This is a genomic window from Streptomyces pactum (assembly GCF_002005225.1).
Classification (GTDB): Bacteria; Actinomycetota; Actinomycetes; order Streptomycetales; family Streptomycetaceae; genus Streptomyces; species Streptomyces pactum_A.
The window spans coordinates 7812205-7837273 of record NZ_CP019724.1; the positions used below are offsets into that span (position 1 = coordinate 7812205).

Below are 25069 nucleotides of genomic sequence, written 5' to 3' on the forward strand. Positions count from 1 at the left end.
CGTCGATTGGTCCCCGATGACGCCCGTCAAGTGGACCCTGTGACAGGCCGCCGTGCTTTCTAGCGTCGTGGCCATGAACGCCACCACCACGCGCGGAGCCCTGCTCGCCGCGCTCGCCTGTGTCCTCGTCGGAGGGTCCTTCACCGCCAACAGCCTGCTCGGTGACTACCCCTACGCGGGCGGCCAGTTCCTGCGTTACGGCCTGGCCTTCCTGCTGCTCGTCCCGCTGGCCGGCCCCGGTGCCGCGGCTCGGCTGCGCGCGCTCGGGCCCGGTCGCTGGCTGCGGCTGTCGCTGCTCGCCGCGGTCGGCATGGTCGGCTTCAACCTGGCCGTCCTCGCCGCGGAACGCACGGCGGAACCGGCGGTCCCCGGCGTCTTCGTGGGCTGCGCGCCCGTGGTGGTGGCCGTCGTCGTCCCCCTCCTGGACGGACGCCCGCCACAGCGCACCGTGCTGTACGGGGCGTTGTTCGTGGCCGTGGGGGCCTTCACGGTCCAGGGCTGGGGGCGCACGGACGGCGCGGGCATCGCCTTCTCCGTGTGCGCCCTGGTCGGCGAGGTCGGTTTCGCCGTCCTCGCCGTGCCCGTGCTGCGCCCGCTCGGCCCCCGGCTGCTGTCGACGGTGGTGTGCGGCATCGCGGCGGCCGAGTCGGCGGTGGCCGGTGCGGTGGCCGACGGCGCCGGGTGGCTGCCGCGGCCGGACGCGGTCGAGACCGGCGCGCTGCTGTGGCAGGCGGTGGTGGTCACGGTCGTCGGATTCGTGTGCTGGTACATGGGGATGCAGCGGATCGGGGCCGAGCGCGCCACCCTGTTCTCCGGCCTGATCCCCGTCGCCGCCGCCTGTACCGCACCGCTCGTCGGCACCGGCTCCTACGGTGCCGCGCAGGCCGCGGGCAGCGCCCTGGTCTGTGCCGGGGTCGCCGTGGGGTCGGGCGCCGCGTCGCTGCGGTTCGCGCGCCGGGGCCGTGTCCCGGGGACGCGTCGGCGTACCCCGCTCGGGCCGTCGTCAGGTGGCGGGCGGGCGGCGAGTCGTGGCCGGTGACGCCCACCGAGCCTCGGTGGGCAGCGGTGTGATGCCGCCGCCGGCGGAGCCGATGCCCACGGCGGTGTGGCGCACGGCGGTCGGCCGGTACACGCGGATCGGGCTGTTCGGGTGGGTGACACGCGGGCCCCCGGCGGACGACCGCCGGGGGCCCGGCGCCTGTGGCCGGTACGGCTCAGGGCTGTACGGGCATGCTGCGGCAGTTGGAGCCGGCCGGCTTGCCGGAGAGCCGGTCGGTGAGCCAGGTGATGGCCTTGCCCTGATCGGCGAGCAGCGGGGCGAAGTGGTTGAGCAGGCCGCTGCCGACCCCCGGCAGCAGGACCGGGTCGTAGGTGACCTTCGCTCCCTTGCGGCACCAGTCGACGGCCAGTCGCCGGGACTGCTCGTGGGGGACCAGGTCGTCGCTGACGCCCGTGGCGACGCGGACCGGGCTGTCCGGCTTCAGCGAGCCGATCCGCTGCTCGGCCAGGAAGGCCTGCAGCGCGGGCTCGGCCCGGATGATGTCGCTGAGCGACTGCCCGGTCTCCGTCCAGTCGGTGCTGCTGTCGCCTCCGTACGCGAAGAGCGCGTCGCCCACGCACATGGTCGACAGGTCCTTCAGCGCCTCCTCGCCCGCCGTGTTGACGTACCGGTCGGCGATGGGCCGCAGGGCCGGCTCGGTCTGCAGGAAGCCGTTGAGCGACCAGCCCAGCGCCCCGGCGAGGTCGCCGCCGTCGATGGCCTCGGTGACCTCGGTCAGGTCGGCGGGCGGAGCGCCCGCGTAGGTGCCCGCCAGCTCGACGTCCGGGGCGTAGGAGGGCTGGAGTTCGGCCGCGGCGGCCGTCGCCCCGCCGCCCTGGCTGTACCCGAACAGGCCGACCCGGGACTCCGGGGTGACCGACGACGAGTCGAGGGAACGTGCGGCGCGTACGGCGTCCAGTACGGCGTGGGCCCCGTCGACGCGGTTGACGTAGGTGTGCAGCCGGTCGGTGGTGCCGAGGCCCACGTAGTCGGTGACGACGACCGCGACGCCGCGCAGCAGCAGCCGGTAGACCGACAGGTCCTCGTAACCCACCGAGACCGTCTCGCCGTTGAGCAGCAGCGGGTGTTCCAGGGCCATCGAGGCGGCGCACTGGTCGCCCTGGCCCATGGTGCCGGGGGCGACGGCGACCAGGGGCCGTGGTCCGTCGCCGCGCCACTCGGCGGCCGGCTCGATGTAGGCGCCGGTGACGGCGACCGGTTCGCCGTTCGCGTCGGTGGACTTGTACATCAGCCGGGTCGCCCGTCCCGGGAGGGGGCCGCCGAGGCTGGGCAGGCTCAGGGCGAGGCGCAGCGGTTCGCTGCGGATCAGCGCCCCGTCGGCGTCGGGCAGCGTGGACGGCGGGGTGTAGAACGCGGGTATCTCGACGCCGCGGGAGACCTCCGTGGTGGAACCGGTCGCCGATCCGGTGGCGGCGGCCGGGGCGGCCTGCGCGCCGAGGGCGAGCGCGACCGTGACGGCCGCGGCGAGCGTGCGTGGGCGTGGGGGCATGGCGAACCTCCTGGGGAAGGGCCGGAACCGGTTGTCCGCGGTCCAGTGGGGTCAGGGCCGTGGTCGCGCTGCTCCTGTGGGGTGACGGGACCGTAACCGGCCAGGAGTTACCGCGGGTAGCGCCATGCTTATTACGGTTCAGTAACTTGACGGTCTGTCTAACAACGGTGACGCCGCGAACCGGGACGTACCCGGCTCACCGACAGGGGGGCCGGCGGGGCCCGTCGTTCCGTCGGACAGCGGGTCACGAGCCCCGGCCGGCCGGCGCACCGGCGCCGCGCTGTTCGGGCGGCGTCCACGCCCCGGTGGTGACGCCGCTTCGGCGTAGGGGCGCCGGAACCCCGCCCGCGGCGCACTGGCGGACGGAACCGGTGCCGGTCGCCGGGGGCCCCGGCTCACCCGGCGTCGGACGCCCGCCTCGCGCTCTGGCACCAGCGGACCGCGGACCTGAACGGAGGTCACGGCCCGGCCCCGATGACCTCGCCCACCGGGCCGGCCGGCGGCTGCCCGTCCCGCCTACCGGCGACTGCGCACCAGCAGGTACAGGAAGTACGGCGTACCGATGACCGCCGTCATCAGCCCCGCGCCGAGCTGAGCCGGGGCGATCACCGTGCGGCCGATCAGGTCGGCCGTGCACACGAGCGTGGCGCCCAGGAGGAGGGCGACCGGCACGACCCGTACGTGCCGCCGGCCCACGAGCGCCCGGGCGGCGTGCGGGGCCACGAGCCCGACGAACCCGATGGTGCCCGCGCAGGCCACGGCCGTCGAACTGAGTACGACGCTCAGCACGAGGAACCCGAGCCGCCCCGGACCCAGTGGCAGGCCGAGCAGCCGCGGCGTGTCCTCGTCCAGTGAGATCAGGTCCAGCTCGGTGCGCCGGGCGAGAGCGACACCGATGCCGACGACCAGGGCCAGCGCGACCGGCACGATGTCCGGCATGGTCCGTCCGTAGGTGGAACCCGACAGCCAGGTCAGTGCCTTCGTCGCGTTGAACGGGTCGGTGAGCACGATCAGCAGGCTGATCAGCGCGGTCGTCGCGGCGGCGACACCGATGCCGACGAGGACCAGCCGGTTCTGCCGGAAACCGCCCCGGGCGGCGAGCCCGAAGACGAGGACCGCGGTGACGGCGGACCCCGCGAAAGCGGCACCGGCGATCCCCCACGTCCCGGCGACCGGCGCGGTGGTCACCAGGACCACGGCGCCCAGGGCGCCGCCGCCCGAGACGCCCAGGACGCTGGGCTCCGCGAGCGGATTACGGGTCACCGCCTGGACCAGCGTGCCGGCGAGCGCGAGCGCCGCGCCCGCGCAGAGCGCGGCGAGCACCCGGGGCACCCGGGTGTCCAGGACGAAGGAGACGGTCCGCCCGGCCCGGCCCTGTGCCCAGTTGACGACGTCACCGAGCAGCAGCTTGCTGTCGCCGACCAGTACGGCGGCGATGACGAGGCCGACCAGGACGGCGACCAGGACGGCCAGCGTGGTCAGGAACACCGCCCGGCTCGGGATGCGCAGCCGGTCCGGCGCGCCGGCTCCGGCCGTGTCCTTCAGGCGCAGCGCCATGACGACCAGGAAGACGGCCCCCACCAGGCTGGTGACGACACCGGTGGGAACGGCCACCGAGAGGTCGTCCGCGACGAAGGTCCGCAGCAGCACGTCCGAGCCGAGGACCAGGGCCGCGCCGGTGAGCGCGGCCGCGGGCATGGCCGTACGGGACCGTGCGAAGCCGCGGAACCGGCGGGCCAGCGGGCGGACGAGGGCGGGCGCGCACAGGCCGACGAACCCGATCGGCCCGGCGAGCGTGACCGCGGCGGCGGACAGCAGCGCGGCCAGGACGACGACCGTGACCCGGGTGGCCCGGACCGGGACGCCCAGCCCGCGCGCGGCGTCGTCGCCGAGCGCGAGCGCGTCCACCCGACGGGCCGTCAGCAGCAGCCCGACGAGCCCGATCAGGGCGATGGGCAGCATCTGCAGGACGCCGTCGAAGCCGTTCTGGGCGATGCTGCCCTGGTTCCACTGGTAGAGGCCGTCCGTCTGCTCGGGGAAGAGCAGCAGCAGTCCCTCCGTCATGGAGTTCAGGCCCAGCATCAGCGCGGTGCCGGCGAGCACGAGCCGGACGGTGCCGGTGCCGAGCCCGGACAGACCGAGCACGACGGCCGCCGCGGCCAGGCCGCCGGCGAAGGCGACACCGGAGGAGGCGATCATCGGGAGCGAGACGCCGGTGGCGCCGACCAGTCCGAGGGCCAGGTAGGAGCCCGCGTTCACGGCCAGGGTGTCGGGTGAGGCCAGCACGTTGCGGCTGACCGCCTGGAGCACGGCACCGGCCGTGCCGAGGACGGCGCCGACCAGGAGGCCCGCGGTCATGCGGGGCAGCCGGGACGCGATCACGACGGACGCGTCGTCCGGTCGGGCCTGCCCGGTCAGGGCCTTGAACACCTCGGCCGGTCCGACGGCGGCGGTGCCCTGGGTGATGTCGACGACGGCCAGGACGGCGACCAGGAGGACGAGCCCGGCCGTCACCGCGGCCGCGCCCGGCCGGGACGCGGGTGCCGTCGACGGGCGGGCGGCGGGCTTGGTTGCGGTGACGGCCATGACCCCGCTACTTCGTCAGTGCGCCGACGACGGAGTCGATGTACGCCTCCATCGACCGGGGACCGCCGAACATCCAGATGCCGTCGTTCAGCCGGTGCACGTCGCCGGCCTTCACGAACGGCAGGGACTTCCACACCGAGTTCTTGGTCAGCGCGCCGGTGAACGGGGTGCTGTTCTTGTCCTCGTCGCTGGCGATGTAGGCGAACTGGACGTCCTTCGGGAGGGCGGTGAGGCCCTCGACGTCGGTGGAGGCGAGGCCGTAGGCCTCGTCGCCCTTCATCTTCCAGGCGTTCTTCAGGCCGATCGCCTCGTTGACCTCACCGATGAGGGAGGTCGCGGTGTAGGGGCGGATCGAGACCTGGTTGGAGGTCACGTAGCCGTCGGCGAATGCGATCTCCCGGCCGGCCATCTTGGCCTCGGTCAGGGCCTTCTTGCCCTCGGCGACCTTCGCCTCGAAGTCGGTGCGGATCGTCTTCGCCTTGTCCGTGGTGCCGGTCGCCTTGGCGATGAGGTCGACGTTGTCGAGCATCTGCCCGATCTGGTCGGTGCCGTCGGCGGACTTCACCTCCAGCACGGGGGCGACCTCGCGCATCTGCTTCACGGCGGCGGGCGGCAGGTCCGTGGTGGCGACGATGAGGTCGGGGGCGAGGGAGGCGACCGTGTCCATGCTCGGCTCGCCGCGCGTGCCGATGTCCTTGGGTTCGTTCTTCAGCGGGGCGGACGTGTCCCACGTCGTGTAGCCCTTGACGTCCGCGACGCCGACCGGGTCGACGCCCAGGGAGACGAGGCTCTCGACGACGTTCCACTCGGTGGCGACGACCTTCTTGGCCGGGCCGTCGAGCTTCACCTCGGTGCCCTTGCCGTCCTTGAGCGTGAGGGCCTCGGAGGCCTTCTTCTCGGACTTGTCGGCGGCGGGCTCGGTGGTGCCGCAGGCGGCGAGGGTGAGCGCCGCGGCGGTGGTGGCGGCCGCGGTGAGCAGGAGGCGTCTCATGAGGTGGTGCCGAGCCTTTCGGTTCGTATGTGGTGACGGCCGATCGGGCGGGTGCGCAGCCGGCCGGTGAGGGGGTCGGTGTCGACGTCGATCCGGATGCGGTAGACGGCGGTGAGGCGTTCCGGCGTCAGCACGTCCTCGGGCGGGCCGTCGGCGACGATCCGGCCCGCTTCGAGGAGCGTGATCCGGTCGGCGACGGCCGCCGCCTGGTCGAGGTCGTGCAGGACGACACCGACGGCGATGCCGTGGACGTCCGCCAGGTCGCGGATGAGGTCGAGGAGTTCCACCTGGTAGCGGAGGTCGAGGTACGTCGTCGGTTCGTCCAGGAGCAGTACGCCGGTCTCCTGGGCGAGGCAGCTCGCGAGCCAGACCCGCTGCAACTGCCCGCCGGACAGGTGGTCGGCGCCGCGGTCGGCGAGGTCGTCGACGCCGGTGAGCGCCAGCGCCCGGTCGACGGCGGCCGGGCCGTCCGGATCCGGCCGCCCCCAGCGGCCCCGGTACGGATAGCGGCCGAACTCGACGACGTCCCGCACGGTCAGCCCGCCGGGCGTGGGGCGCCCCTGCGTCAGCAGGGCGACGTACCGCGAGAACTCACGGGACGTCAGCGCCAGTCCGTCGGTGCCGTCGTCGATCCTCAGCGTGGCGGTGCGGGCACGTTGCAGCCGGGCGATGGTCCGCAGCAGCGTCGACTTCCCGCTGCCGTTCGGACCGACCAGGACGGTCACTTCACCGGGCCGGAGCCCGACCGCCGCGTCGTGCACGACGTCGACACCGTCGTACGACACGGTCACACCGGTCGCCGACAGTTCATGACCGCGCAGGCGCGGGGTACCGGCTGCGTTCTCACCAGATCTCACACGGCGAAGGTTAGCCTAACCTAAAAACCGCTGGTAGAGACGGGGGTCACACGGTGCGGGCGACGGCGCCGCCGCCCCGCTCTCCCCGGCCGGGCGGTGTTCTCAACTCGACTGCCACGACCGGGGTTTCCACAGACCCGACCGGTTCAGGGACTGCGGGCAGTGCAGATAGATCTCGTCGATCTCCAGCACCAGGGCAAGGTCCGGACGCCGGCCGTCCCGTGACATCGCGTCGAAGAAGGGCGCGTCGGTGAGGAGGCGGGCCCGGCCGTTGACGCGCAGCACCTCCTTGCCGCCGGGAATCAGGTAGAGCAGCCCGGCGCGCGGATTGTCGAGGATGTTGTGGAAGCTGTCCCCCCGCCGGTTTCCCGGCCGGTCCGGCAGGGCGAGAGTGCCGGGTCCGAGGACGTGCGTGAAGCCCGCGGTGTCACCGCGCGGCGAGACGTCGCAGTTGCCCTCGCCGTCGGAGGTGGCCAGCAGGCAGAAGGGGGAGCGGGCCAGGATGTCCCGGTCCTCGTCCGTGAGCCGGTCGTGGACCTTGTCGATGACGATGGGCCAGGGCTCGCCCAGCAGCTCGCGCAGTTCCGCGCGAGAGCCGAGCTCGACCCAGCCCTCGTCCGTGACGGCGTCCGGCCGGTCCCCGGTCGCGTCGATCGTGTACGGCAAGGCGGGCTCCCCAGGTGTGTGCGCTTCGCAAGCGTGTGCTTCCGACGGGTGTTCGTACCCGGCACATTAGCTGACGTTAGGTACGCCTTACCTGGCGCCCGTGCGACGCGGACGACGGACGGCGCCGCGCCCCTCAGAAGGCGTACCGGACACGGAGCCAGGGCGCATGGGCGGCGACGAGCTCGCGGAGCCGCGCCACCGCCCCGGCCTTGACGCCGGTGCGGTAGCGCACGTTGAGCGCGCCGTTCTCGGAGCGCTTGCCCTGCTGGAGCTCCGGCCGCCAGAGCACCTCCTCGGCGCGCGGATGCCAGCCCAGGTTGACCTCGTGCAGCTCCCGGTTGTGGGTCAGCATGATCACTTCGGCGGCGGCCTGTCGCTTGACCCGGTCCGGCAGGACGTCGTCGAGGTGGCGCAGCAACTCCGCCCAGGCCTCCTCCCAGCCCGGCCGTACCACCACGGGGGAGAGGTTGAAGTGCACCTCGTAACCGGCGTCCAGGAAGTCGCCGGCCGCGGCGATGCGCTCCGCGACCGGTGAGGTGCGCACGTCCAGCAGCCGGGAGTCGTCCGGCGGCATCACGGAGAAGCGGATCCGGGTCCGGCCGCGCGGCTCGAGGGCGAGCAGGTCGGGGTTGACGAACTTGGTGGCGAAGGACGCCTTGGCCGTCGGCCACTGCCGGAAGGCGTGCACCAGATCGGCGGTGTTGTCGCAGATCAGGGCGTCCACCGAGCAGTCGCCGTTCTCGCCGACGTCGTAGACCCAGGCCTCGGGGTCGCACTGGTTCGGCTCGGGCTTGGGCCCCTGCCGGGCGATGTGCCGGCCGAGGTGGGCGATGATCCGGTCGATGTTGGTGAAGACGGTGACCGGGTTGGCGTATCCCTTGCGGCGGGGCACGTAGCAGTAGGCGCAGGCCATCGCGCAGCCGTTGGAGGCGCCCGGCGCGATCCAGTCCGCGGAGCGGCCGTTGGGGCGGGTGGTCAGCGTCTTGCGCTCGCCCAGGACGAGCGTCTCGCCCTTGACCCGAACCCAGCGCTCGACGTTGCCCTCGTTGCCGTGCAGGCCGGGGATACCCCAGTGGGAGTCGACCTCGATCACACGGGCTTCGGGGAACCGGGAGATCACCTGCCGGCCGCGCGGCGAGGCGGCCGCCGCCGGCTCGGCGTGGATCTCCCGTACGGGCAGCAGACGGCGGGCGGCGGCGGAGTCCCTGTAGAGCGGCCCGGCGGCGGGTGCGGCAGCCGGCGGGCCGGGCGTGAGGGCGTCCAGGCCGAACAGGGTGCCGGAGCCTTCGTCCGGTGCCGTGGGCGGGTCGTGCATGGGTGCTCCGGTGCGAGGGTGCGGGACGGACCGGCCGTGGCGCGTCGCGGACGGTCCCGGTCCCTCCACTGTACGAAGCGCGCGGTGCCTTGCGCCGTGTCACGCGCCCCGTCGGGGGCATACGCGTGACACGGCACCGGTCCGGTGCCCCCGATCCGAAGGGATGTACACCGTGCTCGCCATCATCGCGGCGGTCCTGTTCCTCATCGCCTGGCTGATCAACGCGGCGGAGGTCTCGACCAACGACGTCTTCACCTCGACCAACGTCATGCTCATCGGCCTCGCGCTGCTGGCCCTGCACGTCGCCGGCATCGGCGGCAACTGGGCGGCACGCGGGCGCCGCCGCTGACCCCCGCCCGCCTCCCGTCAGGGGATGCGTGCCACTCCCGCGTAGATGCCGCTCTCCTGCGCGGCGGGCGGCTCCTGGTCCGCGCCGTACCACTCGGTGGCCGTGACCAGGCCGGGCGGCAGCAGCTCCAGTCCGTCGAAGAAGCGCGCCACCTCCGCCCGGGTACGGAAGCCGAGCCGGATGCCGCCCTTGGCGTACTGGGCGATCACCTGCTCCGCCAGCTCCGGGAAGAGGTCGATCGCGGCGTGCGAGAGGACCAGGTGGCTGCCCGACGGCAGGGTCTCGACCAGTCCGCGGACGATGCCGTGGGCGTCCTGGTCGTCCGGGACGAAGTGCATCAGGGCGATCAGTGACAGCGCGATCGGCCGGTCGAAGTCCAGGATCTCGCGGGCGTGCCGCACGATCTCCTCCGGCTCGCGCACGTCGGCCTGGATGTAGTCCGTGGCCCCCTCGGGGCTGCTGACCAGCAGCGCCTCCGCGTGCCGCAGGACGATCGGGTCGTTGTCGGCGTAGACGATCCTGGCCGTCGGCACCGTCCGCTGGACGATCTGGTGGAGGTTGGGCTCGGTCGGGATGCCCGTGCCGATGTCCAGGAACTGGTCGATGCCCCGCGCGGCGAGCGACGCCACCGCACGGTTCATGAACGCGCGGTTCTGCCGCGCGGCGTCCCGCGCCTCGGGCGGCAGGGTCTCGCCCACCGCCTCGTCGACGGGGTAGTTGTCCTTGCCGCCCAGCAGCCAGTCGTAGACACGTGCGGGATGGGCCCGGCCGGTGTCGATGTGGGGAGGCTGGGAATGGTCCGTCGTCATGGCAGGCTCCGTGGTCCGGGAGGTGACGCTGCGCCGCAGTTTCCGATCATCGTACTGCTCCGCGTCCCGTGCCATGTCCGGGGCGGGCGGCGTCAGTTGCGGGCGCCCCCGGGGATCACTCGGCACCCCGGCGCAGGGTGCGGGGCGGGCGGTAGGCCCATTCCCGGTCGGCGTCGGTGATCTCCCGTACGACCCGCGCCGGAGTCCCGGCGACGACCACCATGGGCGGCACGTGTGCCGTCACCACGCTGCCCGCGCCCACCACCGAGCCCCGGCCGATGGTGACCCCCGGCATGATCAGCGCGCCGGCCCCGATCCACACGTCGTCCTCGACGCGCACCGGCGCCGAGAACTGCGTACCGTCCCCGCGCAGGCCGGGATGGACCGGGTGACCGGTGGTGCTGATGGTCACGTGCGGGGCGAACATCACCCGGTCCCCGACGAAGACCTCGACGTCGTCGACGAGCGTGAGGCCGAAGTTGACGTACACGTCGTCGCCCAGGTGCACACGGTTGCCGTAGGCCACGTGCAGTGGTGGCTCGATCCACACCCCCGTGCCGACGGAGGCGAGCAGGTCCTCCAGGATCGCCCGGCGGCCCTCCACGTCGCGCGCGCCGGTCCGGTTGTAGGCGTCCGCCAGCTCCTTGCCGCGCAGCCGCTCCTCAGCCAGCCCCTCCAGGCCCGGGGCGCCGTCGGAGTAGAGCTCCTGGGCAGCCATTCTGCGGCGGACCTCGGTCTCGCGCGGGTCGGTCGTCATGCGGGGGCTCCTTGGACATCGCGGGTGTGGGGCCCCGTCCGTACCGCACCGGCCGGCCGGGGCGGTACGGACGGAGCCGTGTGTGCCGAGCTGGATGTCAGCCGGTGCTCGCGGCGGACACGTCCGTCACCGTCCAGCGCTGGTTGGCGCCGGAGTTGGGCGGCCAGGTCGTGACGGCAGCGCCCTCGTGCGTCGCCTGGCCCCCGACTTCGAGCAGGCGCCCGGTGGCCGCGTTGATCAGGGTCCAGGTGCCGTCACCGGTGGTCGACACGATCCACTCGGCGGCCCGGTCGCGCCTGCCCGTGTCGGGCTCGGCCACCGGGACGTCGTCCCGTACGGCGAGACGCGTGCCGTCCTCGGGCCGGGTGAAGACGTAGCGGTCGCGGACGCCGCTGTCATGGCGCACCGCGCTCAGCCGCCACCGCTGGGCGCTCGTGCCGGCCCCGGTGCCCAGGACCAGGTTCGTGCCGTCCCCGGCCACGGTGACGGCCTTGCCGCTCTGTACGCCGGTCAGCGTGTACGTGTGGCCCTCGCGCAGCTCGGCGGCGTCCTTCGCGACGCCCGAGACGCCCTTGATCGCGAAGGAGGTCACGGACTGAGCGGGCACGGTGAAGGTGGCCGTGCGGTCGCTCACCCTGATCGGTGCCTGCTGCTCGAGTTTGCCGTCGGCGCTGGTCACGACCGGCGTGACGGTGGCCCCGCGGCGCACGTCGCGGAACTTCGACAGGTCGATGGTGACCGCGCGGGGGGCCGTGGTCCGGTTGACGTGGACGAGCGAGGCGCCCTTGCCGTCGCGGGTGACGGCGGCGGCGCTGGAGGTGTCGTCCGTCTTGACCAGCCGGTCGCCGGGCTGGATGAAGTGGGTGAAGTTGCGGGCGGTGTCGAACTTGGTGTTGGTCCGGATCGGGCAGGTCTCGAGGGTGTCCTCGGCGGTGCAGCCGAACGGGATCTGGATGCTGCCCCAGTTGCCGCCCTTGGCGGACTCGCCGCCGGGCTTCATGTTGTCGTAGTCCTCGACGGGCTGCCAGAACACCCAGGCGCGGGGCTCCAGCTCGCGCAGGTCGTCGACGATCTGCTGGGCGAGGCCGAGGCCGGGCCGCATGTCCTCGAAGTCCTGGCCGTCGCCCCAGTCGCCACCGACCTCGCTCATCCACAGCGGCTTGTCCGCGGCCTTGGACAGGTCCCGGACGGTGGTGCGCTGACCGGTGCCGTAGGTGTGGACGTTCATCTGGCCGACGAGGTCGCGGTCGGCCTGGGAGTAGGCGTTCCAGTTCGTCGCGAAGGTGCCGGGGTTGGTCTCGTCCATCGCCGAGATGTCCGCCTTGACCTTGGCCTTCTTCAGCGCGGGGGCCAGGGCCCGCAGGACCTGGCGCTGGAGCTCCGGGCCCATGTGGGCCCCCTCCTGCCGGCCGCCGACGGGTTCGCCGTCCGCGCCCAGTCGCGTGCCCCAGTAGGGGGTGTTGGGCTCGTTGAACGGGTCGACGGTGTCGACCTCGATGCCCTCGGCCTTCTCCAGCCGCCTGGTCGCACCGGCCACGTAGGCCGCGAAGTCGTCGACCGACTCGGACTTGAGCTGGTCGGCGGAGGAGTCGAAGCCGCCGGAGACATAGCCGCTGACGGTCATGAACCAGGGCGGGGAGTTGCTGAACGTCTCCCAGTGGTCGATGTCGTCCTTGATGCGCTCGACCCACCAGCGCTGGGTGGCGTCGGCGTCCTCGTTCCAGTCGGCCGGGTCGTCGGCGCTCCACCAGCCGGTGTCCTCGCGGGTGGTGCCCGCGGGCGCCTTCCACCAGCCCTCGACCGCGCCACCGGCGCGCAGGTAGTCCCGCACGTCCGGTGCGTTGCCGCCACCGATGTTGTAGCGGGCGATGTTCAGCCCCAGCCCGTCGTCACCGAACAGGAGCCGGGCCAGCTTCTCGCGGATCTCGGGCGGGTAGTCGCCGGTGGCGTTGGCGAACCAGACCAGGCTGGTGCCCCAGCCCTCGAACTTCTCCTGCTGGTACGACGGGTCGGGCCGCACGGTGACGGAGGCGGCGGCCGTGGCCGGTTCGGCCTGGGCGGGAACGCTGATCAGGGCGGCCCCCGTGGCCAGGGCGGTCAGGACCGCGGCCCCCAAAAGGCGTCTGCTGCGGATACGGCGTGCCATCGTGTGCTCCCAACTGAAAGGTGTGGTCGCTGCGGTGGCCCCTCCGCCCCGGTCCGGGCAGGAGGGGACGGCCCCGGAGCGGGCGCGTGCCGCTCCGGGGAGTCGGGGGTGTGGTGCGGTGGTGCCGGACGGCGCCGGTGCGGACTCAGCCGGTGGGCGTGCGCAGGACGGCGACGTCCCGGGGCGCGAGGGCGACGGCGCCGTCCGCGTCGGTGCCGCCGACCAGGACCTCTCCGGCAAGGCCCGGGACGGTCACCGCCTCGTCGGTCCGGTTGACCAGGAACAGGAAGCGGCCGCCGGGTCCGCGGCGCACGGTGGCCTCGACCGATCCGCGTACCTCGGCGGGCAGTTCGCTCACCACGCCCGCCGGTTCCAGCAGCCGCGGCAGCAGCGAGGCGAGCCCGTCGGCGCCGAGCCGGGTGGAGACGTAGGCGGCCGAACCGCTGCCCGTGGGGCGCCGGGTGACCGCGGGGTGACCCGCGTACGTGCCAGTGCGGTAGCGGGCCAGCACCTCCGTCTCCGGTGCGGTGACGGTGATGTGGTCGGTCCACAGCCCGCCCGTGCCCGCGTCGTCCAGTGCCACGGTCCGCCCGGCGGGCAGCGGGCCGAACTCCTCCACACGGATGCCGAGCAGGTCTCGCAGTGCGCCCGGGTAGCCGCCGAGCCAGACGTGGTCGTTCTCGTCGACGACACCGGAGAAGTACGTGGTGACCAGGTGCCCGCCCTGCTCCGCGTACCGGGTGAGATCCTTGGCGAGCTCGGCCGGGACCAGGTGCAGCACGGGCGCGATCAGCACCCGGTGGCGGCTCAGGTCGGTGCCGGTGGTGACGACGTCGGCGCGGATGCCGAGGGCGAGGAGCGCGGAGTACCAGTCGAGCGCCTCCTGGTGGTAGTCGAGCAGCGAGGTCGGGTGCGAGTCCTGCTCGCTCGCCCACCACGACTCCCAGTCGAAGAGGATGCCGACGCCGGCGGGCTCCCGCTCGCTCCCGGCGACCGGCGCCAGTGTTTTCAGCGTGTCGCCGAGCGCGGTGACCGCGCGGAACAGGTCGCTGTCCGCGCCGGCGTGCGGCACCATCGCCGAGTGGTACTTCTCGGCACCGGCCGCCGACTGGCGCCACTGGAAGAAGCAGACCGCGTCGGCGCCGTGCGCCACGTGCGTCAGCGAGTCCCGGGCCAGCTCGCCCGGCCGCTTGGCCAGGTTGACGGGCTGCCAGTTCACGGCACTGGTGGAGTGCTCCATCAGGAACCAGGGCCGGCCGCCCGCGATGCCGCTGGTGAGGTTCGCGGAGAACGACAGCTCGTCACGGTCCTGGGGACTCGGCACCACGTAGTGGTCGTTGGCGACGAAGTCCACCTCGCCGGCCCAGTCCGCGTAGTTCATGCCCTTGGTCCCGGGCATCACCATGAAGTTGGTGGTGACGGGGACGCCGGGCGTGACCTCCCGCAGGACCGCCCGCTCGGCCCGCAGGTGGTCCTTGAGCGCGTCCGACGAGAACCGCTTGAAGTCCAGTTGCTGGGTCGGGTTCGGATGCGAGGCGGCCAGCCGCGGCGGCAGGAGCTGCTCCCAGTCGCTGTAGCGCTGCGACCAGAACGCCGTGCCCCAGGCGTGGTTGAGGGCGTCCAGCGTGCCGTACCGCGCACGGAGCCAGTCGCGGAAGGCGCGGGCCGCGTCGTCCGAGTAGTCGTAGACGTTGTGACAGCCCAGCTCGTTGTTGACGTGCCAGGCCACCAGGGCCGGGTGCCCCGCATAGCGGGTCGCCATCTCCCGGACCAGGCGCAGGGCGTGCTCACGGAAGACGGGCGAGGTGGGGCGCCAGTGCTGACGCGCGCCCGGCCACAGCGTCTCGCCCCGGTCGGTGACCGGGAGGATCTCCGGGTGCGCGGTGGTCAGCCAGGGCGGTGGGGAGGCGGTGGCGGTGGCCAGGTCGACGCCCACGCCGTTCTCGTGCAGCAGGTCCATGACCTCGTCGAGCCAGGCGAAGTCCCAGGCGTCGGGGCCCGGCTGGATGCGGGCCCAGGAGAAGATGGCCAGCGACACGACGTTGACGCCGGCCTCGCGCATCAGCCGTACGTCCTCCTCCCACACCTCCCGGGGCCACTGCTCGGGGTTGTAGTCGGCGCCGAAGAGGAGACGGGGGGCGGGAGCACCGTCCGGCCCGCGCTGCTGGCGGGACAGGAGGGTGGAGATCATGGCGGTCCTTCCGGTGTGGTGCGTACGGTGCGGGAGCGGCGGTGCGTGAGTCGCGCCGCCGCCCCGCGGGCCGCCGCATCGTGTGCTGCCGGTACTACTTCTCGACGGTGAAGCCCTGTTCGGCGCCGTACTTGACGGAGGCCTCCTGCCAGGACTTCAGGCCCTCGGTCAGCGTGGTGTCCGAGACGTACGCCTTGCCGACGGTGTCGTTGAAGATCGAGTTCGCGTACACCTGGTAGGGCAGGTACGACCAGTCGTCGGCGACGTTCGCGGCCGACTCGGCGAAGATCTTGTTGGCCTTCTGGCCGCCGAAGTAGGGGAAGGCGGTGTCCTGGAACTTCGTGGACTGCAGGTCCGCGGTGGTCGCCGGGAAGGCGCCGTTGTCCAGGCGGGTCTGCACGCCCTCGCCCGCGTTCGCGTACTCGACGAAGGCGTACGCCAGCGCCTCGTTCTTGCCGAGCTCGGGCAGGGCGAGCGCGCTGCCGCCGTTCTCGGCACTGGCGCCGCCTCCCGCGGTCCACTGCGGCAGCGGGGCGACGCGCCAGTCACCGGCGGCGTCCTTGACGCCGGAGGCGAGGTTGGCGGGCATCCAGGCGCCGGTGGCCAGGGTCGCGATGGTGCCGTCGCCCAGGCCCTTGTACCAGTCGTCGGTCCAGCTCGTGACGGGGGCGAGCAGCTTCTCGTCGATGAGCTTCTGCCAGGTGTCGGTGAACCTCTTGGCGCCCTGGTCCGAGAAGTCGATCCTCACCTTGGTGCCGTCGACCGTGTAGGGGCGCGAACCGGCCTGCCAGAGCATGCTGGTGGCGAACCCGGCGTCGCCGGTGTCGGCGGTGATGTACGCCTTCGGGTCGGCCTCGTGCAGGTCCCGGGCGGCGTCCAGGTATTCGGCCCAGGTGGTGGGCACCTTGATGTCGTACTTGTCGAAGACCTTCTTGTTGTAGAACAGCGCCATCGGGCCCGAGTCCATCGGCAGGGCGTAGACGCCGTCGCCGCCGGCCTTCACACCGTTCCACGGCCCGGGGGAGAACTTGGCGGAGAGCTTCTCCGCGCCGAAGCCCTTGAGGTCGGTGAGCTGCTCGGTCAGCGCGTACTGGCCCATCGCGTAGTACTCGATCTGCGCGATGTCCGGGACGCCCTTCTTCGCCGATATGGCGTTCTGCAGCGCGGTGTACTGGTCGGCGTTGGTGCCCGCGTTGACGAGGTCGACCTTGACGCCGGGGTGCTTCTTCTCGAAGTCGGCGGCCACCTGCTTGAGCGTGGGCTCCCATGCCCAGACCGTGAGGGTGCCGCCCTCCTCGAGAGCCGCCTGGATGTCCGCCTCGGAGACCGACTTCTGGCTCGATCCCCCGTCGTCGGAGCCGCCGCAGGCGGTCGCCCCCAGGGCGAGGGCGCAGACGAGGCCTATGCCGCGCAGGAGGCGGCGCGAGTGCTTGGGCATGGGATTGCTTCCACTTCTTCGTGGCCGGAACCGGCACCGTTGAGGGTTGGAGGGGGTTGAGGGAAGGGGCGGGGGCTATTCCTTGACGCTTCCGGCGGCGAGTCCGGACTGCCAGTACCTCTGGAGCAGCAGGAAAGCGGCGATCAGCGGCAGGATGGTGATGAGCGAGCCGGTGACGACCAGGTTGAAGACGGCCTCGCCGCCCGCGGTCGCGGCCTGGGCGTTCCAACTGTTCAGCCCCAGGGTCAGCGGATACCAGTCGGGGTCCTTGAGCATGACCAGCGGCAGGAAGTAGTTGTTCCAGGTGGCGACCATGGTGAACAGCAGGACGGTGACGATGCCGGGTGCCAGCAGCGGCAGGGCGACCTGGAAGAAGGTGCGCACCTCGCCGGCGCCGTCGATGCGGGCGGCCTCCATCAGCTCGGTCGGGACGGCCTCGGTGGCGAACACCCACATCAGATACAGGCCGAACGGCGAGATCAGGGACGGGATGACCACCGCCCAGGGGGTGTTGGTGAGTCCCATGTTGCTGAACATCAGGAAGGTGGGCACCGCCAGCGCGGTACCCGGCACGGCCACCGCGCCGATGACGACGGCGAAGACGGCACGCCGCCCGGGGAAGTCGAACTTGGCGAGCGCGTAGCCGCCGAGCACGGCGAGGAAGGTGGCGCCGCCCGCGCCCAGACCCACGTACAGCAGGGTGTTGAGCAGCCAGCGGGCGAAGACGCCGTCGTCGTACGTGAACGTCTGGCTGATGTTGTCCCACAGTGCGAAGTCGCCGTCGAACCACAGGCCGAAGGAACGGGACAGTCCCTCCTGCGTCTTGGTGGCGCTGATGGCCAGCCAGATCAGCGGCACCAGGCTGTACAGCAGCACCAGTGAGGTGAGCACGGTCAGCAGGACACTGCGCCGCGGCTTGTCGGTGGAGTGGCGGCGCCGGGACGTACGCAGCCGGGGCACGGAGCCCGGGGTGCCGGACGGGGCGGTCGCGGAACGTTCGGAGACGGTGACGACGGGACTGGTCATCGCTGCTTCACACTCCCTTGCGCATGCCGCGTAGCTGGACGACGTAGGCGATGACCATGGTGATCAGCCCCATGACGATGGCGACCGTCGCGGAGTAGTTGTGCTGCTGGCCGTTGAAGGAGAGCGAGTACGTGTAGTAGTTCGGCGTGTAGTCGGTCGTGATGGCGTTGGGCGCCAGCGGCTGCAGGATGCTGGGCTCGTTGAAGAGCTGGAAGCTGCCGATGATCGAGAAGATCGTCGCGATCACCAGGGCGCCGCGGATGGCCGGGAGCTTGATGGCGGTGATCACGCGTATCTGCCCGGCGCCGTCGATCTGGGCCGCCTCGTACAGCGAGTGCGGGATGACCCGCAGCGCCGAGTAGAAGATCAGCATGTTGTAGCCGACGAATTCCCAGGTCACGATGTTGCCGATGGAGGCCAGCACCAGGTCCGGGGAGAGCGGGTCGGGCAGCGAGACGCCCAGCGCGCTGTTGACGTCGCCGACCAGGCCGAAGCGGGTGCCGTACATGAAGCCCCACATCAGGGTGGCCACCACGGCGGGCACGGCGTACGGCAGGAAGATCGAGATGCGGAAGAAGTCCCGGCCGTAGAGGCGTCCGCTGTCCAGTGCCAGGGCCACCAGCAGGGCGATGCCGAGCATGATCGGCACCTGTACGGCGAGGAAGAGCGAGACCCGGCCGAGCGAGGCCCAGAACCGGTCGTCCTTGAGCGCCTCACCGTAGTTGTCCAGGCCGACGAAGGTGGTGCCGCCGATGAGCTGGTCGCGGAAGAGGCTGAGGTAGACGGAGTACGCGATCGGTGCGAGGAACACCAGGGCGAACACGGCCACGAAGGGGCCGAGGAACCCCCACCCCGTCCAGGAGCGGCCCTCCCGCCTCGCCGGGGGCGGGGCGGGCCGCGGTTCGGCGGCGGCCGGCGGTTGCAGTGTCGTCATGTCGTTCCTCGTCGTCCACGTCCTGGAGCAGCATGTTTGCGTAAACATCAAGCAGCCGCGGAAGTGCGATTCTGTTGATCGATGAGCTGTTATGTTTACGTAAACATTTAATGGCGGCATGTCTACACTGCCCCGAGGACGATGGTCAAGGGTCCTTCGGGAGCCGGACTCGGACAGTCGCGGAGAGGTGGCGAACGGCAGTGGACACCGCTGAGGAAGCCGTGGACGCGCGGGACGCGGGTCCACGGCGCCGCCGCGGCGGCCGGGTGCCGACGGCGTCCATGGCGGACGTGGCCCGGCTCGCGGGGGTCTCCTCGCAGACCGTCTCCCGCGTCTCCAACGGCTACGCCGGAGTGACCGAGGAGACCCGGCGGCAGGTGCTGGCGGCCATGAAGGAGCTGGGTTACCGGCCCAACAGCGCGGCCCGGGCGCTCAAGCGCGGTGAGTTCCGCACCATCGGCGTCATCACCTTCTCGCTGGCCACCACGGGCAACGTGCGCACGCTGGAGGCCATCGCCACCTCGGCGGCGAGCGAGGGGTACGCGGTGACGCTGCTGCCGGTCGCCGTCCCCACCCAGGACGAGGTGCGAGGCGCGTTCTCGCGGCTGGAGGAGCTCGCCGTCGACGCGGTGATCGTCATCATGGAGGTCCACCTCCTGGACGCGGCGACCCTCAAACTGCCGCCCCACGTGCAGGTCGTGGTGGTCGACTCCGACGCAGGCGACCACTACACGGTCGTCGACACCGACCAGGCCGGCGGCAGCCGCACCGCGGTGCGCCATCTGCTGGACCTCGGGCACGACACGGTGTGGCACCTGGGCGGCCCCGAGGGCTCCTTCGCCGCCCAGCGGCGAGCCGACGCCTGGCGGTACACGCTCGCCGAGGCCGGCCGTACCCCGCCGCCCCTGACCCGGGGCGACTGGTCGGCGGAGTCCGGTTACCGGGCCGGCCTGGAACTCGCCGCCCGCCAGGAGTGCACGGCCGTCTTCGCGGCCAACGACCAGATGGCCCTCGGTCTGATGCGCGCCCTGCACGAACGCGGGCGGCGGGTGCCCGAGGACGTCAGCGTCATCGGGTTCGACGACATCGCCGAGGCCGGCTCCTTCCTGCCGCCGCTGACCACCGTCCACCAGGACTTCGCCGAGGTGGGCCGGCTGTGTGTCGAGGCCGTGCTGCGCAAGATGCGCCAGGACGGCCCGGAGCGGGGCACGACGCTCGTGCCGACCCGGCTGGTGACCCGGGCGAGCACGGCGGCGCCGCCGACGTAGGGGCGCGTGTCCGTGGGGCGGGCCGGGCCGGGCTCCGGCGGCGGCCGGGAGGCGAGGGGCCGGAGCGGCGCCGTGCGCCGTCGCAGTGCGATGACGCCGTGATGGGGCGGCGGCTGGGGGCTGCGGGCAGCGGGTCCGCGGAGACTCCGGCCGTATGACGGCTACCGGCCCAAGGACCGGCCGCCGGGTTCCGCTTCCGTGGGGGTGGCTTTCAGGGGCCGCAGCGTGTCGCGTGCCTTCTTCTGTCGCGTGCCGCACGCCTTCTGCCGCGTGCCGCGTGCCCTCGGTTCCGCGGCCGGCGGCCGTCAGCCCCCGAGGAGCCCGCGCCGCAGAAAGGCGCGTGACCGGTCCAGCAGGCGGGAGACGTGCATCTGAGAGATGCCGACGATGTCCGCCACCTGCCGCTGGGTCAGGGAGTCGACGAAGTACAGCTTCAGGATGGCGCGCTCCCGGGCCGGCAGTTCCGCGACGAGGGTTTTGAGCGCCACCAGGTCGGTGACCAGTTCGAGTCTCGGGTCGTCCCCGCCGACGGTCTCCGCGAGGGTGAAGCCCTTCCCGGTGCCGCGCTGCTCGTCCACGGACAGGGGGTTGCGTGCCTGGTCCGCCCGCAGGGCGAGACGCACGTCCTGTTCGTCGATGCCGGTGAGCCGCTGGATGTCCCGGACGGTCCCGCCGTCGGTGTGCCCGGACCTGTTCAGCTCCTCCTGCGCGAGCCGCACCAGGCGGTGCTTGTCCTGCAGCCGCCGCGGCACATGGACCTGCCAACTGAAGTCCCGCAGATACCGCTTCAGCTCGCCGTCGATGGTGGGCACGGCATAGGAGAGAAAGGCGTGTCCCAGCCCGGGGTCGTAGCGGTCCACCGCCTTGACGAGCCCGAGGCAGGCCACCTGCTGGAGGTCCTCACGGCTCCGGTCGGGGGAGCCGTAGCGCCGGGCGATCCGCCGGGCGACCGGCAGGTACGCCGTGATGGCCGCCTCCCGCAGGGCCTCCCGGTCGGCACCCGCGGGACAGGCGGCCATCCGGTGCACGAGTTCCTCCTCGGGCGTCCGGCCTCCCGCCCCGGCCGGCTCCCGCGCCGCCCCGGCGGAAAACTGCGGCGCGGGGGAAGTGCTGGTGACAGACATGCGCGTCCACTTTCCGGTCCATGGTGTGCGGCGCGCGGGAGTCCGTGCGCTCCCGGAGTCCGCGCCCGCGGACCGGCTGGAGCCCGCGCCTGCGGACGTCGAACGGGTGCCCTTCTTCCTTTGCCCTATGCAAGGGTCGGCCGGTTCCTGGCCGAACGGGTGAGTACCGCCCGGTTTACGGGCTGCCGGGGAAGGCAACTCCACAAGCCGACCGTCGTCCCCCCACCCGCCCGGGAGAACTCCATGAACCAAGTCGCCGACTATGTGCTCCAGCGTCTGTCCGAGTGGGGCGTCCAGCGTGTGTACGGCTATCCGGGTGACGGCATCAACGGCTTGCTCGGCGCCTTCGACCGGGCCGACGGCGACCCGGAGTTCATCCAGGCGCGGCACGAGGAGATGGCCGCCTTCATGGCCTGCGCGCACGCGAAGTTCACCGGTGAGGTGGGCTGCTGCATCGCCACCTCGGGTCCGGGCGCCGTGCACCTGCTCAACGGCCTCTACGACGCCAAGCTCGACCACCAGCCCGTGGTGGCGGTGGTGGGCCAGCAGAAGCGGCTGTCGCTCGGTACCCACTACCAGCAGGAGATCGCCCTCGACCAGCTCTTCGCGGACGTGTCCGACTACTGCCAGATGGTCGTGCACCCGGGCCAGGCCCGGCACGTGATCGACCGGGCCTTCAAGACCGCGCTGACCACCCGGGGCGTCGCCACGATCATCATCCCCAACGACGTGCAGGAGGAGGAGGCCCAGCCCTCCCCGCCCAGGGAGCACGGCTCCGTCTTCTCCAGCGTGGGCTGGAGCCGGCCCCGGGTCCTGCCCGACCTCGACGAGCTGCGCAAGGCCGCCGACGTCCTCAACGCGGGCGACAAGGTCGCCATGCTGGTCGGCCAGGGCGCCGCGAAGGCGGAGGCCGAGGTGATGGAGGTGGCCGAACTGCTCGGCGCCGGTGTCGCCAAGGCGCTGCTCGGCCGCGAGGTCCTGCCCGACGACCTGCCGTACGTCACCGGGCCCATCGGCCTGCTGGGCAGCAAGGCCAGCGACAAGATGATCCAGGGCTGCGACACCCTGCTGATGGTCGGCAGCAGCTTCCCGTACTCGGAGTGGCTGCCCGAGGAGGGGCAGGCCCGGGGCGTCGAGATCGACATCGACGGCCGCATGATCGGCATCCGCTACCCCATGGACGCGCATCTCGTCGGCGACTCCAGGGAGACCCTGCGCGCCCTGATCCCGATGCTCCAGCGCAAGAAGGACCGCGGCTGGCGGGAGAAGATCGAGAAGGACGTCCGGGAGTGGCACGACCTGTGCGACCGCTGGGCGGGCGAGCACTTCGGCAAGACGATCAACCCCCAGGCCGTGGCCGCCGAACTGTCGCCGCGCCTGCCCGACGGCGCCATCCTCACGGCGGACTCCGGCTCGGGCACCAACTGGTGGGCCCGGCACCTCAAGCTGCGCGAGGGCATGCGGGCCTCGCTGTCCGGCACGCTGGCGACGATGGGCCCGGGCACGCCGTACGCCATCGCGGCCCGGTTCGCGTATCCCGACCGGCCGGTGATCGCCTTCATCGGTGACGGCGCGTTCCAGATGAACGGCATGAACGAGATGATCACCGTCAAGCGGTATCTGGACCGCCTGACCGGTACGGCCCCGCTCATCTTCTGCGTGTTCAACAACCAGGACCTCAACCAGGTCACCTGGGAGCAGCGCGCCATGGCCGGCGATCCCAAGTACCCCGGTTCGCAGGACATCCCCGACGTCCCCTACGCCGCCTACGCCGAACTCCTCGGCCTCAAGGGCATCGTCTGCGCCGACCCCAAGAAGGTCGGTTCGGCCTGGGACGAGGCACTCGCCGCCGACCGGCCGGTGGTCCTGGAGTTCAAGGTGGACGCGGAGATCGCGCCGATCCCGCCGCACATCATGAAGGAGCAGGGCAAGAAGGCCGTCAAGGCCGCGCTGCACGACCCGGAAGCCACCGGCATCGCCACCAAGGGCGTACGCCAGAAGCTCACCGAGTACGCCGAGCACCTCCCCGGCCGGGGGAAGAAGTGAGCGGCGGACGGCGGGCCCGGCGAGCCGGACGGCACCGCCGGGCGGACGGCAGCGAAGTCGTGGTCGTCACCGGGGCGACCGGCGGCGTCGGCCGGGCCACCGCCCGGGCCTTCGGCGCCCGCGGGAGCTCCGTGGCCCTGCTCGCGCGCGGCGAGCACGCCCTGGAGCGGGCGGCGGCGGAGGTCCGGGAGGGCGGCGGACGCGCGCTGCCCCTGGTGGTGGACGTCTCCGACGCGGCGGCCGTGGACGCGGCGGCCGCCCGGATCGAGGAGGAACTCGGCCCGATCGACATCTGGGTGAACGCGGCGTTCACGACCGTCTTCGCGCCCGTGCCGGAGGTCAGTCCGGAGGAGCTGAAACGCGCCACCGAGGTGACCTACTTCGGATTCGTCCACGGCACCCAGGCCGCCCTGCGGCACATGACGCCGCGCGATCGCGGCACCATCGTCCAGGTCGGGTCGGCCCTGGCCCAGCGCAGTGTCCCGCTCCAGGCCGTGTACTGCGGGGCCAAGCACGCGATCCAGGGCTTCACCGAGTCCCTGCGCTGCGAGCTGCTGCACGACCGCAGCGGGGTGCGGGTGACCATGGTCCAGATGCCCGGCCTCAACACACCCCAGTTCGACTGGGTCCTCACCCGGCTGCCCAGGCACCCGCGCCCGGTGGCTCCCGTGTACCAGCCCGAGGTCGCCGCCGAGGCGGTCCTGTACGCCGCCGACCACCCCGAGCGGCGGGAGTACTGGGTCGGCGGCTCCACCGTCGCCACCCTGCTCGGCCAGAAGCTCGCCCCGGGACTGCTCGACCGCTACCTGGCCCGGACCGGCTACGACGGGCAGCAGACCGACCAGCCCGTCGACCCGTCCCGCCCGGTCAACCTCTGGAAGCCGCCGGACGACACCGCACCGGCCGACTACGGAGCGCACGGGATCTTCGACGACGAGGCCCACCCGCGCAGCCTCCAGTTCTGGCTCTCCCGTAATCGCCGGCCGCTCGCGATGGCCGCCGCCGTGACCGCAACGGCCGCCGTGGCACTGGCCGACGGCATGCGCCGACGCTTGCGGGCCGGCGGGACGGAGGCGTCGTTGCGACGGGCCGCGCACGCCGTGCGGGGGCCGTGGGCGTAGGCCGCCTGTATCCCCGCCCGTCCGCGGCCCGTCCCCTTCCGGCCCGCCGCGTCCGTCTGTCCCTCCGCTCGACGGCCCTCCGTCTGCCCGTGGCGTCCTCCCGTCGGCCGACTCCGTCCGCCCTCAGGTTCCGCGGGTCGTCCCGGGGCGCCCGGGTCTCCCCGGTCCTCCCGGGGCGCTTGGGCCGCCCGGGTCTCCCCGGTCCTCCCGGGCGCCTGGGCCACCGGGGTCTCCAGAAGTTCAGGCCGGTGATCCCGTCCGTCGGTCGAGCACGTCCTTCGTCACGGCGTCGACCAGGTACGTCTGCGTGTCGTCCCGCCGCACGGTGGTGACCTCCACCCGCCACACGGCCTCGTGCCGCCGGTCCCACTCCAGCCGGATGCCGCTCACCTTGCCGAACTCCGGGCCCTTCACCTGCTCGACCGCCGCCTCGGGCAGCACCTTCGCCGAGGCGACCAGGGTGGCGACCCGCTCCTTGTCCGCGGCCGACTGCCCGTCCGGTACGGCGGTGCCCAGGAGCCGCCCGTGCACGGCCTCGACACGGACCGCGTGCAGGGTCCCGTCCCGGGCGGCGACCCGGGTGTACCAGACGGGCCGCGGGTCGGACACCCGGCGCAGCGTCACCGAGACCAGGCGGCTGCCGGGGACCTCGTCCAGCGCCATGCGGACGGCCCGCTCGTAGGGCGCCTCGACCTGCGGCAGTACCTCCGGGTGGGGCGAGGGCGGCGGGCCCTCGCACGCGGCCCCCGTGGCGAGCAGCGCGCCCGCCACGGCGAGCGCGGACACACCGGTACCGCGGACCGGGCGGGTACCGCGGGCACGGCGGGTACTGCGGGCACGGCGCCGGTCCGTGGTGCTGGTGAGCGGGCCTGTCATGGGTTGTCCGCCTTCCTGAA

Annotated in this window: 20 protein-coding genes; 5 read left to right on the forward strand and 15 right to left on the reverse strand. The window is 72.3% G+C overall.

Features of this window, described 5'->3' with window-relative positions:
• Positions 1-73 precede the first annotated feature (73 nt).
• Positions 74-1039, forward strand: a complete 966-nt coding sequence (locus B1H29_RS34210) for a DMT family transporter (protein ID WP_055420884.1) — start codon at positions 74-76, stop codon at positions 1037-1039.
• Between the two features lie 175 nt (positions 1040-1214).
• On the opposite strand, the gene B1H29_RS34215 is transcribed toward B1H29_RS34210, so the two are convergent.
• From B1H29_RS34215 to B1H29_RS34240, 6 genes are all read right to left on the reverse strand, one after another.
• Complete coding sequence (locus B1H29_RS34215) at positions 1215-2549, reverse strand: lipase family protein (protein ID WP_055420257.1); 1335 nt, start codon at positions 2547-2549, stop codon at positions 1215-1217.
• Positions 2550-3065: 516 nt separating this feature from the next.
• On the reverse strand, positions 3066-5135 hold the full coding sequence (locus tag B1H29_RS34220; protein WP_055420256.1) for an iron ABC transporter permease: 2070 nt from the start codon (positions 5133-5135) through the stop codon (positions 3066-3068).
• Between the two features lie 7 nt (positions 5136-5142).
• Positions 5143-6126 (reverse strand): ABC transporter substrate-binding protein, encoded by a 984-nt coding sequence (locus B1H29_RS34225; protein ID WP_055420255.1) that lies wholly within the window; start codon positions 6124-6126, stop codon positions 5143-5145.
• On the reverse strand, positions 6123-6983 hold the full coding sequence (locus B1H29_RS34230; RefSeq protein ID WP_055420254.1) for an ABC transporter ATP-binding protein: 861 nt from the start codon (positions 6981-6983) through the stop codon (positions 6123-6125). Before B1H29_RS34230 ends, B1H29_RS34225 begins: the two co-directional genes overlap by 4 nt.
• A 102-nt stretch (positions 6984-7085) precedes the next feature.
• Complete coding sequence (locus B1H29_RS34235; RefSeq protein WP_055420253.1) at positions 7086-7649, reverse strand: MSMEG_1061 family FMN-dependent PPOX-type flavoprotein; 564 nt, start codon at positions 7647-7649, stop codon at positions 7086-7088.
• 133 nt (positions 7650-7782) lie between these two features.
• Positions 7783-8964 (reverse strand): spore photoproduct lyase family protein, encoded by a 1182-nt coding sequence (locus B1H29_RS34240; protein ID WP_055420252.1) that lies wholly within the window; start codon positions 8962-8964, stop codon positions 7783-7785.
• A gap of 163 nt (positions 8965-9127) precedes the next feature.
• Between B1H29_RS34240 and B1H29_RS34245 the strand changes: the two genes are divergently transcribed.
• The gene (locus B1H29_RS34245) at positions 9128-9313 is read left to right on the forward strand and encodes a hypothetical protein (RefSeq protein WP_055420251.1); all 186 of its coding nucleotides are present in this window, start codon (positions 9128-9130) and stop codon (positions 9311-9313) included.
• Between the two features lie 17 nt (positions 9314-9330).
• On the opposite strand, the gene B1H29_RS34250 is transcribed toward B1H29_RS34245, so the two are convergent.
• The 7 genes from B1H29_RS34250 to B1H29_RS34280 all read right to left on the reverse strand — a co-directional run bounded on the left by B1H29_RS34250 (position 9331) and on the right by B1H29_RS34280 (position 18614).
• Positions 9331-10122 carry an SAM-dependent methyltransferase gene (locus tag B1H29_RS34250; protein WP_055420250.1) on the reverse strand — a complete coding sequence of 264 codons (792 nt, stop codon included), beginning with the start codon at positions 10120-10122 and terminating at the stop codon, positions 9331-9333.
• A 115-nt stretch (positions 10123-10237) separates the two neighbouring features.
• A complete protein-coding gene (locus B1H29_RS34255; RefSeq protein WP_055420249.1) occupies positions 10238-10879 on the reverse strand; it encodes a sugar O-acetyltransferase in 642 nt (213 codons plus the stop codon).
• Between the two features lie 97 nt (positions 10880-10976).
• A complete protein-coding gene (locus B1H29_RS34260; RefSeq protein ID WP_055420248.1) occupies positions 10977-13025 on the reverse strand; it encodes an RICIN domain-containing protein in 2049 nt (682 codons plus the stop codon).
• Between the two features lie 145 nt (positions 13026-13170).
• Entirely contained in the window at positions 13171-15216 is a 2046-nt protein-coding gene (locus tag B1H29_RS34265; RefSeq protein ID WP_055420247.1) for a beta-galactosidase, read from the reverse strand.
• Between the two features lie 94 nt (positions 15217-15310).
• Entirely contained in the window at positions 15311-16654 is a 1344-nt protein-coding gene (locus B1H29_RS34270) for an ABC transporter substrate-binding protein (RefSeq protein WP_055420246.1), read from the reverse strand.
• Positions 16655-16729: 75 nt separating this feature from the next.
• Entirely contained in the window at positions 16730-17680 is a 951-nt protein-coding gene (locus tag B1H29_RS34275) for a carbohydrate ABC transporter permease (protein WP_055420245.1), read from the reverse strand.
• A 7-nt stretch (positions 17681-17687) separates the two neighbouring features.
• Positions 17688-18614, reverse strand: a complete 927-nt coding sequence (locus tag B1H29_RS34280) for a carbohydrate ABC transporter permease (protein WP_055420244.1) — start codon at positions 18612-18614, stop codon at positions 17688-17690.
• A gap of 281 nt (positions 18615-18895) precedes the next feature.
• On the opposite strand from B1H29_RS34280, the gene B1H29_RS34285 reads away from it, so the two are divergent.
• Positions 18896-19882, forward strand: a complete 987-nt coding sequence (locus tag B1H29_RS34285; RefSeq protein WP_055420883.1) for a LacI family DNA-binding transcriptional regulator — start codon at positions 18896-18898, stop codon at positions 19880-19882.
• Between the two features lie 305 nt (positions 19883-20187).
• Here B1H29_RS34285 and B1H29_RS34290 read toward each other — a convergent pair whose 3' ends face one another.
• Positions 20188-21006 carry a sigma-70 family RNA polymerase sigma factor gene (locus B1H29_RS34290; protein WP_079160622.1) on the reverse strand — a complete coding sequence of 273 codons (819 nt, stop codon included), beginning with the start codon at positions 21004-21006 and terminating at the stop codon, positions 20188-20190.
• Positions 21007-21249: 243 nt separating this feature from the next.
• Here B1H29_RS34290 and B1H29_RS34295 point away from each other — a divergent pair, with 243 nt between their 5' ends.
• Together B1H29_RS34295 and B1H29_RS34300 are read left to right on the forward strand one after the other, a co-directional pair.
• Complete coding sequence (locus B1H29_RS34295) at positions 21250-23052, forward strand: thiamine pyrophosphate-requiring protein (protein WP_055420243.1); 1803 nt, start codon at positions 21250-21252, stop codon at positions 23050-23052.
• The gene (locus B1H29_RS34300; RefSeq protein ID WP_055420242.1) at positions 23049-24173 is read left to right on the forward strand and encodes an SDR family oxidoreductase; all 1125 of its coding nucleotides are present in this window, start codon (positions 23049-23051) and stop codon (positions 24171-24173) included. Before B1H29_RS34295 ends, B1H29_RS34300 begins: the two co-directional genes overlap by 4 nt.
• A 240-nt stretch (positions 24174-24413) precedes the next feature.
• Here B1H29_RS34300 and B1H29_RS34310 read toward each other — a convergent pair whose 3' ends face one another.
• On the reverse strand, positions 24414-25049 hold the full coding sequence (locus B1H29_RS34310; RefSeq protein WP_055420241.1) for a PepSY domain-containing protein: 636 nt from the start codon (positions 25047-25049) through the stop codon (positions 24414-24416).
• Between the last annotated feature and the right edge of the window lie 20 nt (positions 25050-25069).